This is a genomic window from Paenibacillus glycanilyticus (assembly GCF_030161375.1).
Classification (GTDB): Bacteria; Bacillota; Bacilli; order Paenibacillales; family Paenibacillaceae; genus Pristimantibacillus; species Pristimantibacillus glycanilyticus_B.
The window spans coordinates 367,668-379,662 of sequence record NZ_BSSQ01000006.1 but is presented as its reverse complement, the minus strand read 5'-3'; the positions used below and the strand labels follow the sequence as shown (position 1 = coordinate 379,662).

6 protein-coding genes are annotated in these 11,995 nt (G+C 47.3%); 1 reads left to right on the top strand and 5 read right to left on the bottom strand.

Translation table 11 applies throughout. The features are described from left to right. Positions 1–350 precede the first annotated feature (350 nt). The gene (locus QQK89_RS09070; protein WP_284238216.1) at positions 351–713 is read left to right on the top strand and encodes a collagen-like protein; all 363 of its coding nucleotides are present in this window, start codon (positions 351–353) and stop codon (positions 711–713) included. A gap of 71 nt (positions 714–784) precedes the next feature. Here QQK89_RS09070 and QQK89_RS09065 read toward each other — a convergent pair whose 3' ends face one another. The 5 genes from QQK89_RS09065 to QQK89_RS09045 form a co-directional block, all read right to left on the bottom strand. Beyond that, positions 785–3,052 (bottom strand): GH92 family glycosyl hydrolase, encoded by a 2,268-nt coding sequence (locus tag QQK89_RS09065; RefSeq protein WP_284238215.1) that lies wholly within the window; start codon positions 3,050–3,052, stop codon positions 785–787. A 178-nt stretch (positions 3,053–3,230) separates the two neighbouring features. Then, entirely contained in the window at positions 3,231–4,742 is a 1,512-nt protein-coding gene (locus QQK89_RS09060) for a copper amine oxidase N-terminal domain-containing protein (protein WP_284238214.1), read from the bottom strand. Between the two features lie 192 nt (positions 4,743–4,934). Next, positions 4,935–5,558, bottom strand: a complete 624-nt coding sequence (locus QQK89_RS09055; RefSeq protein WP_284238227.1) for a flavin reductase family protein — start codon at positions 5,556–5,558, stop codon at positions 4,935–4,937. A 392-nt stretch (positions 5,559–5,950) separates the two neighbouring features. Beyond that, positions 5,951–6,991 (bottom strand): NADH:flavin oxidoreductase, encoded by a 1,041-nt coding sequence (locus QQK89_RS09050; RefSeq protein WP_284238213.1) that lies wholly within the window; start codon positions 6,989–6,991, stop codon positions 5,951–5,953. A gap of 190 nt (positions 6,992–7,181) precedes the next feature. After that, positions 7,182–11,540: an S-layer homology domain-containing protein gene (locus tag QQK89_RS09045; protein WP_284238212.1), complete on the bottom strand. Its 4,359-nt coding sequence runs from the start codon at positions 11,538–11,540 to the stop codon at positions 7,182–7,184. Positions 11,541–11,995: the final 455 nt, after the last annotated feature.

The window sequence follows — 11,995 nt, the reverse complement described above, 5'->3', positions numbered from 1 at the left end:
GGCAGTTTCGCTCGTTGTTCAGTTTTCAAAGAACAATTTTTTCAACAACGCGGTATATCATATCACGTCGTCATTTTCAGTGTCAAGCTTTATTTTTCATCAATTTCAATTTCTATCAATCAATGACTTTCAGCTTTTCGTCCCAACCGCTTGTCTCTCTCGGCCGGAATTAGAATATACCATAGGATCATATAACATTGCAAGACTTTTTTTGAAATTAATTTATTCGTGTATGCCTGCATAGATACTGCCTCGCTCTAATAGAACTAAAAAACGCTGGTTTCGCCCATTCCCTTATCTCCGCTCCTACATAGAATGGTTTAGCCTATCTAATAAGGAGTGACAAGACCATGTCATTTTTTCCGCCTCCTGGCCCTCCTCCAGGTCCAGGGTTCCCCGGAATGCCAGGATTCCCAGGAGCTCCCGGATCTCCGGGAACCCCCGGTCCACCAGGACAGCCGATGGCACCCAGCTCGCCTCCACCGGGATTCATCCCCCAACAACCTGCGGTCCAACCATTTGCCGTTGACGCTGGCGCGATCTCGCGCTGTATGTTTAGGAACACGTACATTTGGCTACGGAACGGGAATCAGTTCTGGTTTTTCCCGGTTTTCTTAGGCCGCACATCGGTCGCGGGTTTTCAGTGGAACGGAAGGTTCTGGATGTACACCGGAGTAAGCTTGCAATCCATTCAATCATTCACTTGCGTCTAACTCTTTTTTCTTATATAAGAAAGGCCTCTGACTGGTTGTCGAGGCCTTTCTTGTTTTTATCAGGCCATCCCCTAAATGGAAGTCATCGATGGCGGGGCGTCTTCCGGCGAGCTTCCCCATGATTTATTAGGTCTCGGACCCATCTCCAACACCAGTTGTCCTCCGCTCATCAGTTCCTGATGCGAGAGCCACGGCCGCTGATGCGGCTGGCCATTGAGTGAAGAGGATTGGATGTATTTATTCGCCTTGGAGACATTACGCGCTTCTATTACAAACGTCTTGCCTTCGCCGACTTGAAGTGTCGTCTTCTCGAATAGCGGACTGCCAATATCATAGACGGGCCGCCCCGGGCAAACCGGATAGAAACCCATCGCACTAAATACATACCAGGACGACAGCGAACCGATATCATCGTCTCCGCATAGACCAGCCGGGCCAGCGTTATACATCAGACTTTGAATATCGCGTACTCTCCGCTGCGTTTTCCAAGGAGCACCTGCATAATTGTACATATACGGGATGTGGAAACTTGGCTCGTTCCCGTGGGCATACATCCCGATCAGCCCCGACATATCGGGGAATTGACCAAGAAACCACGGCTTCTCCATGGTGTATTGCTCCGTAAATAGAGAATCAAGCTGGCGATTGAAAGCCTCTCTGCCACCCATCAACCGAATAAGCCCCTCCACGTCATGCTGAACATGGAAGGTATAGATCCAGGAGTTCACCTCGGCAAAATAACCCTCCCCCGCAAATCCGCCAGACAGCTTGGGGTCAAATGGCTCTACCCATTCCCCTTCCGCCGTCTTGGGAGCCATCAGCCCCAGGTCTGAGCGAAACAGGTGACGATAGTTCTCCGCGCGCCGAATATATTCATCCGCTTCTTCATCCCGCCCCAGCTTGCGGGCCACTTGGGATATACACCAGTCGTCATAAGCTCTCTCCAGCGTAACGGAAACCGATTGCCGGCGGTGCCAACTATCAACCTCGGGAACCCATTCTTCAACGCCAACATCAGGAACCCATGTAATCTGATTCGGCATCTTTTCCATAACTAGGTCCCAAATATTATTCTTTTTCCTCCACTCGTCCGGGTCCGGAACCTTTGCGTCCTCCCGAGCGGGGAGAGCAGGAAACCATCCTTGTTCACGGTAAACCCGGTCAAGCTCCGTTGCGGGTACCGTCCGCCAAGGAATCATAGACATTTCCGCCGCATCCTTGATCATTCCCTCATAAGCCTTCTCCAAGTGGATATCGTCCAACCCTTTCATGCAGGCATCAGCAATGAGGGACGCCGCATGATGACCGATCATCACGGCATGATCTCCCCCTGGATGGGGGAATTTCGGAAGCAACCCGCCTTGCTCGTACATTCTTACTAAGGAGAACACCATATCTTCAAACACGCGCGGCTCAATGATGCTCTGCAAAGGGCGAGCACAGCGATACGTATCCCATAGCTGGTCGCTAGTATAGAAATCCCGTCCCTCTGCATCGTGGACCTTGCCGTCGAAGCCGCTGTAATATCGGCCGTCTTCCGTAATATTCCGCATCCGTTGAAGCGTCCGGTACATCGCCGTGTAAAAGATCGTCCGCTGCTCCTCCGTCCCTCCCTCAACCTCGATGGCGGATAGCGCGATGTTCCAGGCTTCGCGCGCCCTAGAGACAGCCGCTTCGAAGTTCCAGTCCGGCAGCTCTAGCTGTCGATTGGACTGCGCTTGTTCCAAGCTGATATAGGAGATACCTACCTTTAGCTCTATAACTTTCTCTTGATGCGATTCATAGGACAGGTAGAGCTTATGTTTTTTATTATCCGCGTAGCCAAACGACGATGCAGACTCTTTCATTTCTATACTAAAATAACAAACGTACCCTTTCTCGATACGCTTTCCTTCTATAATAAGGCCATCATTGTGATGAAACTCCGTATGCTCGTTGCCAGCGATCGTCACTTGGGCAGACTCAGCGACGTGGAAACGAAAGTAAGCACTATGCCGAGCCACAGTCATCTCAGCATCAATGTTGCTATCCTCTAACAAAACGCGATACTTATGCGGACGTGCCTCTTCCTGATCGTGATCAAAAGAGGAGGCATGTTCTTCCTGCTGCTCGGACAAACAGCCGTTAGAAATCATGACTGCGGCTGGGCCAAAGGAAAAGCCGAAGATTTTGTCCGCCAAATACTTGTCCCCTATGCCCGGCGTAGTAACCGGATTGATCTCCATCATCCCGTGCGGTAGCTGCACGGTTGGAGACGTGGACCACGTTTTATAGGACAACGTACCAATATTGGTATTGACGTATGAAGCTAGATCTTGGTTAATAGTTGTTTGCTTCATCTTAATCCCTCCAGAAAAATGATTTTCATCTTGTTCAAAATAAGTTTAACATATATAACATATTGATTATAACATAATTATTTTTGGCATCATATGGCTGTTGGCTCCGTGTTGGCCTCGATATAAAAAAATACAGAGCAACGGCATCCTCTCGCCGTGCTCTGTATGAACGTGTTTATTATTTCGCAACTTCAAAACACATGACAGTGTTATTATCGATCGCGACGAATGTCGTGGAGGAAAGCGGTATAATTTGCGTACTGGAAATTATACTGTTGTCTATATTTAAAATGAAACGCATTTTGCCTGCTTGGTTGAAGCTATAAACCGTACCGCCTGTTGTAGATATATACGCATTGCCATCAAGATCCACGACGAGCGTACTGCTAAACAGACTATAGCCCCTGCTTTTCTCCTTAAGTGACTGTTCGAAAACCCACAACGGCTTTTTCCAAGTTTTATCCATTAGCTTCAGAGAATTCTCCCTCTCCAAACTAACATAGTTCCCCGTTGTTCCATCACCAAACGGAGAACCGGCCACCTTCAACTGGCCATCAACGAAACGATAAGAATTACCGTTAGTTAGCAAGAGGTCATCAGAAGTAATCTCGGGATGAAAATAACCTTTTGCAGCCAACAACGCTTCGCCTTTCGAATCAACGATAGCATAGCCGTCGGAGTTCTGAATATAGAGACGATTCGCGGAATCTACCGAAATCTCTAGACCTCCCTCAAATGCGGACAGTGTACCATCCTTCGTAGACCACCCCTTACGCACCCACAACCTTTCACCCTTGGCGTTATATGCGGCTAGGCCCTCCGTCGTCAGCACAATTAAGTTACCTTTCATATCTATTGCAGCGTTAATATTCAGCCAATCGAATGAAGGCTCATTATCGACGTAAAACGCTGGAGATACATTGCTATCAAGATAGAGATCTATATTGCTCCACCTGAGGAGGTCCTCCTCTGATCTTGCAATAATCGTGTAGCCAGCGGAACTAATTTGGGCATCAAAATTATAACCGGAATCGCTTTTATATGGTTCCTCATAAACTTTGCGTCCGTTGTAATCCGTATCGATGCGATCACCGAAGCCCTTAAAAATCAATGTCCGATTCGGTCCCACGTATCCCGTGTAATGCTGAAAAGGACTCTCGTCTTTAAACGACCACTTCAACTTCATATTTCCGCTATGCTGGAGAGTGATCGGCAAATTCTTATCATTATTAAGCGGCAGCTTATTTTTAATCGTCAGATCAATTGCATACGAACGAATGTTAATTGTCTTCGTGGAGGCATTCATCTCAACTTCCGCGCCAATGAGCTTCTCTGCGAGTCGAACAGGCACATACACACTGTTTTTGATAAGCATGGGAGGCTGTTCCAATGTAATCGCAGCGCCGTTTAGCTTAGCGCTTTTGGACCCGACGGTCATTGTGAACGTCTTGTTTCCCCTTTTGCCGACAATTGTTTTCTTTTTATTATCAATGGAAATCGTAGTGTTTAATGCTGTAAACAATGGAATCATCGAAACGTAAGTCGTACCATTCTTAATCTGCGGGGCTAATGCAGCATTCTTAATGCCATTAAAGGTTACTGCGTAAGCGGTTGGCTCAGCGGCTACTACACTTGAACCAATGGATAGAAAGAGCAGTAAGGCAATTAATATTGACCATCCTGATTTCATATAGACTTCTCCCTTATTAGTATAATGTACAAAATAGTTATTGGATGATTATACCATTAATAGATTTTAGTTAAATAAGAACACAGAAAAATACACCGCCAGAGTTTTTGGGCAACTTGGCGGTGTATTGTTAATTAAAGTACTGCTATACGTGTTTTCTGTCCTTTTCGTCTCCATGTTTGAGAGAGCTCTCTATTTCGTCACATCTGGCCCAAATACCGCGGACAATCGAGATGTAGACAGCTGTTCGCTTAAGCCGAAATATTCACAGAAATTCATAATCATTGGATTCCATTTGGACGGATTAATGTAATTTGGATGATCTTTCATGGTCAGTTCCTGATCCACATGAATTTTCTCGATGTGTACCTCCAATGCAACCAGGGAACTAGGCTCTTCGAAAGGATGTACCTTTATGAGCTTTGCCTCTAAATGAACGGGACATTCTTGGACGCGAGGCGCTTTGACATCTCGAGATGGTAAGGGAGTTAATTTCGACTTTCCAAATTTGTCCGGTTCAAATTGATACCCCCTTGCTGCCTTTGATTCAGGTACCGGATTTCGTCCAGTTACCAACGTGAGACTTTCAATAGCAGAAATCAGGTCGATGGACGGCAAGTTCAGCACGCACTCCCCCTCTCTTATCATATTCAAAGCGGTCTGCGATTTACTGCTTAATCCGAGCATACAAGACCGATTCAACCACCAAGCTGACGACATTGGCGCTAAATTAGGGGTACCATCTACATTCATCGTGCTGATCAGAACAATGGACGAGCCGAAATACAAAATTTTAGGTTCGATTTCCACATGTATTGTCATACGCCTGGCTCCTTCCAGGGAATTATTGTAACCCTAACTTATCACAAACCTTTAAGGGTTTATACGATTATGGAATGAGACAGCAAGAATACAAAACAGAGACGCTTCTTCGGCGAACCGGCCTATATTTACATACACTCGTGATGACTTTGGAGGACGTATTAACCCCATGGCGATGTATTCATCCGAACATAGAAAAATACATCGCCGGGCGTATGGGCCTCATGACGATGTATTTTTAAATCTGCGTACTATTTATTTCTTACTCTTACTCTTACTCTTACTCTTACTCTTACTCTTACTCTTCCCTCACAACAATCGGATTCGACTCATAACTAATCCAATCACTCCAGCTGCAGAATCTACTCCGAATTACAAAGCTGTTTTTAGGATAGCGTCTTCAGCGCTTCAGGCGTAAACGGCACCAATTCGTCCAATTTGCCTTCCCGGATTTTGCGGGCCCATGCCGGATCAACCAGTAGTGCCCTGCCGATCGCTACAAGATTGCATTCATCATTTTCGAGCTTTTGCACAAGACCTTCAATTCCTGTATTGGCAGAGCTTTTTCCTTCCGTGAAGAAGGTCATGAAATCACTGTCGAGTCCAACCGAGCCGACGGTAATCGTTGGTTTGCCAGTGATACGTTTCACCCAGCCCGCAAGGTTCAAATCCGATCCGGCAAATTCAGGCTCCCAGTACCGACGGGTCGAGCAATGGAATATATCCACGCCTGCATCCACCAGCGGCCTTAGAAATTGCTCCAGCTCTTCAGGATTATAAGCCAGCTTGACATTATATTCCCTTTCTTTCCACTGCGAAAGCCGCAGCACAATTGGTAAATCAGGCCCCACAGCTTCGCGGCAAGCCCGGACGATCTCTTCGGCGAAACGGGTGCGGGCCACCAGACTGCCTCCGTAGCGATCCGTACGCTGATTGCTTTTCTCCCAGAAGAACTGATCGATTAAATAACCGTGCGCACCGTGGATCTCTATACCGTCGAAGCCGATCCGCTTTGCTTCAAAGGCCGAGTCGGCGAATGCTTGGACGATAGCGGCGATCTCCGCTTCAGAATAGTCATTTACTTGCTTCTTCGTGCCCATATGCCAAATTTGCGGCATAATTTTGCCTCCTGCGGCATGAACCTCTGCTACGACGTTAGCCCAGCCTTTTAGAGCTTCTTCACCGTAAAAGTGGGGCACATCCTTGGAGTTTGAGGAATCGGGATGATTCACCACCGTTCCTTCGGTTATGATAAGGCCTACATTATTCTCGGCTCTCCGGCGGTAGTAAGCGGCCACATTTGCTCCGGGTACCCCATCCGGAGACATAGCCCGCGTCATAGGAGCCATTACAATGCGATTGGCCAGTGAAAGTTGTCCAAGAGTAAACGGACGGAACAAAGCTTGTACTGCTGTTGAAGTTGACAATGTTTTTACCTCCGTTCAAGAGTTGGATGCCATTAAGATTAGCATAGACAACTATATTATAACATTTTTGCGAGTATCAACAGATATTGGACTAGGTACAGGAAGCCGGTTGACTTCTTCACACAAAAAAACACAGAGCACTGGCATCTATCTCGCCGTGCCCTGTATTCCATTTACGATGCGGATGAAGCTATTTTTTCAAAGTTTCCTTGTTGTTATTAACGGTGTACTGATGATCGGTCGACGCTTCCTCAATATCTTTGAAAGCCCAATAGGAGGAACTTACGTCAGACCAAGTAGGAGCGGCAACTCCGTTCAACGGACCGCGGTTTGTCACGCGATTGATAACTGCGACCATCTCGGCGCGGGTGGTATTCGCTTTAGGCCGGAAGGTTCCATCCGTGTAGCCGCTCAGCACGCCAGCTGCATTAGCCGCATTAATTGCATCTTCTGCCCAGCTGCCAGAGATATCGCTGAATACGTCCTTGCCTTGTTGTCCTTGCAAATGCTTCAGACGTGCCGCAATTCCGGCAACTTCTTCTCTAGTAATCGGTTGTTCGGGACGGAAGGTACCATCCGGATAACCGTTCATAAACCCTGCTTTGGTTACCGCATAAATCGCGTCGTGGCTCCAATCCGACTTGCTTACATCAGAATAAGAGGATTGCTCTGATTCTGATTTGTGAAGGTCATATACCCGGAACAGCATCATGGCCACTTCTTGGCGGCTTACGCTTCTTGAAGGCTTAAATGTTCCGTCCGGATAGCCCGCAATATATTTCTTATGGCTGCCTTCGGCACCAGGCAGAAGGATCGTTATGCTGCTCGACGCCCGACCCTCAATGCCATTCCTAACAGCCGCAACGGTAATGACATGCGATTGCCCTTCGGCCAGTCCTGTTAATTGATAATTTTCGTTAGTAATGCCGCTTGCAATTTGCTTGCCATTATCATAAATCGTGTAGGATGTTGCGCCAGTTACCGCAGTCCAGGTAATGGTCGCATCCGAGCCGCTTGCTCCGAGCGTATAGGCCACATTTTTTGGCGTGCCAATCACTGCGCTGGAAGGAGGATTCGGCATGCTAAAGTTGAACGACACGATCGTTTGGCCTACGTGAATGATCCCGTTTTGAATGTAGCTGTCCGAGCCGGTCTCGGCCGGCACATTCACATTCGCCGAAAGCGTGCTGTAAGGCACCGAATAAGATGGATGAGTAGCTACAATATAATAATCCGCGTTCGGGTATACCATCCATCCGTAAGCGCCATTATTGTCCGTTACCTGCGGATTCATATTCTGATTCGGACTGAACGAAGGCAGCACCGGCAATGCGACAGCCGTATTCGGGGTATGATTTTTGGCAATGTTCAGCGGCGTATCCGCGAAATAGAGCGTCATAGTCGTACCCGGAAGAGGTGCCCCATGCTCGTTTGTCACGATGCCATAAGGATCGATCAAAGAATTAACGATGCTGACAGACCCGTTTTCATTAACGGTAACCTGCACGGATGGGCCTGCCAATATGGAATTATCAGGAGCTTTCACTTGATACGTAATCGTGTAAGTTCCTGGTGCTACATTGCTGACCTTGAAGCTTCCGCTCGCATCAAGCGGGAAGGGCTGTTTGTTCAAGCTTCCGCCCGTAACGACAGCCGTGATATTCCCTGATCCAAACAGATCATTTACCGACGGCGAATTAGAGCCATGACTTGCCACCAACAGCTGACCGCTAATCTCGGTTTGAGGCGTGATGCTCTCTCCCAGTCCGGTCAAAGTACCGACTGGAGCGGATTGTGTCGTATTTACTAGTACGGTGCGCCCCCCGACCTCTGCCGTGTAGCTAATTTTTATTTCATAATTAAAGTCGCCCCGAGGTACAAAAATCTGATAAGAACCATCTGTTCCCGTTACAACTTGGGTGGTAAAGTCAGGCGTTCCGTCGCCGTCAAAATCCGCCGAAACCGATACTGTTGCGCCTGTAATCGGTTTGTCCGTCGCCGTATCGATTAAGACGCCCTCAATGGAAGCCGGCATATAGTGAATTTGAATCGCCCCTTGTGACTTCTCGCCATTAGGATCTTGAGCCGATGCGGTAATAGTCTCATATACCGGCACCAATCCGTTTAAGGCCGGAACGGTATATTGGATTTTAGCCACGCCGTTTGCATCCGTACTTACAGTTTGGTTATTGGCGCCGTTCTTACCGAATGTAAACGTGATCGGCACGCCTGAAACCGGCTGTCCGTTATCCTTCGAGATGACGGTGCCTACCAATTCAATTTTCGTATGGCCATCCCCAACAACCGAATCCGAAGGAGTTGTCAATGTAACCTCGTATTGCGGCTCCGCGGCATTAACCACAATCGTTTCCGTGACCGTTTTGCCGTTATACGTAACGGTGATTGTCGCAGTACCCGGACTTACGGCCGTCACTTTCCCATCGGAATCTACAATAATGACGTTGGGATTAGAGCTCGCATAAGTTGCGCGATCGGATACGTCTTCCATACTGCGATCCAAATACACGGCTTGGACTACCGTTTGGTGCGTATCATCAACCTCAAGCGTATACCCGCTTACATCGAGCAAGAGATCGGACAGATCTGACAAAGTGATGTCAAAAGGCAGCGATTCGGCAACTTCTTGCCCTGCTGTTTTCGCTACAATGACAAATGTGTGATGCGAATTAGCCGGATATCCCGAGAGATCGGCTTGATTGGTGGTTACCGTACGCACAAAAACGCCGTTGTCGTAAATATCGTAACTGCTCGCGGGAGGCGTTGTCTCCGGCCAAGACAGAGTCAGACTTGTATTTGTAACATTTTTCGCCGTTACGTTTGTAATTTGCGGCACTACCGTTAGATTTGCTTGTTTCGTAAACGAACCATAATTAACATGGATAACCGATGTTCCCTCTTCGACTGCTGTAATTAAGCCATGGGAATCAATCGTCGCAATATCGGTAGACGAGGAGCTAAACTGGGCATCATTTGTAACCGTAATCGGCGTGTTGTTACCGTAAACCATGGAGGTTACCGTTTGATAAGTGCCCCCTACCGGAACAAAATAATTAGCTTTATCCAGCGTTAATTGCGCCTGCGTTGGCGAAGAAGCCGGAGACGACAAACCAGCCTTAACCGCTTTAACCGTATAGGATCCAGGCTCAACCGTTCCAAGATTATAAGTCGTCCCGTTGGACGTGCTTCCAATATAGTTGCCGTTATTATAAACGCTATAATAATTCGCTCCCGAAACCGCATTCCAGGTCAAAGACGTCATGTCCGGCGATACAAAGGATAGCCCTGTCGGAGCAGTCGGAGCTTTGATCGTCGTATATGCTCCGCCTTCAGCGACGATATCCAGCGAATTCGTCCCCGGCGGTATTTGGGCGTTGTCCAAAATAACATGTACTTTGCCGTCCGGTCCCGTCAGCGGAGGCGAACTGAGCGGCATTCCAAATGAATCAAGATAAGGACCGTTCATCGGAAGATCAATCGGCACGCCAGACACAGGTTGGCCGAGCGGATCCGTAGCCGTAATCGTAATGTCCGTTTTACCGTACGGTTCCGTAGGGTTTGGCGTCGGATCGGCTGTTACTTGCGTAGGCGCTTGTTTGTACTCGACTGCAGGATCGTTTGAGTTAATAGGATCCAGGTCATTTGTAAAATACCAATTTAGAAGATCCTGGTTTTCCCAAGCCCCTCCGGTCGAAGCGGTAAAACCGGCGTACACCGCGCTTTCATTCTGGAAGATCGTTGAGAGATCGATACTGTCTACATCCAACACTTTAATAGCCGCTGACCGGTTGTCCGCCGTATTCATGTAGACTTTCACATTTTTAGCGCTGCCGTCATAGTCAATCCAGACGTGATACGTATTCGTTCCACCTTTCATGATTCCAAGCGATGGGAATTGGGTGGAAAGATTCGCATACCTTCCGGGAACGTTTTGCAAGGTGCCGGTTGTATCGATGCCGACATAGTTATCGCTCGGATCACCCATCTCCGGGTTTCTGTAGGTATCGAATTTCACCGCAAAACTAGGCTGAATACCGTAATAACCCATACCTCCGCCAGGCGTACCCGCATTGCTGCTCAAATTCTGAATGACGAAAGCCATTCCGTCAGCTCCGGGCTTCAAGCTCGGATTATACAACGGGTTAAAGAATCCCGGGTCTATATAACTTCCGTCCGTAAATTTAAATGAAAAATAGGTACTGAATGAAAAATTGTTTTGATTATAAATGCGCTGCTGATTAAAAATCGTACCGTACGAGCCGGATTGGCGCAAAAAGGCATCACGTCCGTCCGTCACGTTCGTCAATCGGAGATAATCGGCTCCATTTGGAACTTTAGTCGTTCCGCTAAAACTATAAGCCTGGCCCGCCGCTACTCCCGCAAAATTATCATTTTTAAACGAAACCCATTTAGTAGTAGGGTTAGCTGTCGCATTTGCTTTTGGCACGATTCCATAGGAGAACAATGATACCATGAGCGCTAAACATAGAAATAATCGGAACACCATTGGGGTTGCGGTACGTACTTTCAATTTTCTTTCCTCCATCTCTAACTTTGAATATGCGTTTCTAGTAAGGGTCTTATATGATCAGACTACATAGTACAAAGCCAGCCCTTTCTCAAAAATAAAAATCCTCTTCCGAAAGTCTTAAAACGATGTCTACTAGTTGCCTTAGTTATATCGAACAACCTGTTCCCGTTAACACTATCTACCTTTAGAACTAGTTAAATATACCCATATCAGAGCACGCGTAGGTAAAATATTACTATATTTTAGCGAAATTTGTCTAGTGAATGACTAATGACTTTGCGTCACTAAATCGTTAACGCTCCCTGAACATAAAAAAAACCACGCGGGATGTTCAGCTCGCGTGGCCATGTATTAACCTCATCCTTATAAATAATGCTTTTCAGATTTCGCCCTTACTCTTCCCAAACCGCAATAATCAAATAATTCACGAAGACAGTGACGGAAGCCATGCAAAA

Excerpts from the sequence above, each read along its gene's own strand:
- QQK89_RS09065 (WP_284238215.1), bottom strand. The coding sequence starts at position 3,052 with ATGAAGCAAACAACTATTAACCAAGATCTAGCTTCATACGTCAATACC.
- QQK89_RS09070 (WP_284238216.1), top strand. The coding sequence starts at position 351 with ATGTCATTTTTTCCGCCTCCTGGCCCTCCTCCAGGTCCAGGGTTCCCC.
- QQK89_RS09060 (WP_284238214.1), bottom strand. The coding sequence starts at position 4,742 with ATGAAATCAGGATGGTCAATATTAATTGCCTTACTGCTCTTTCTATCC.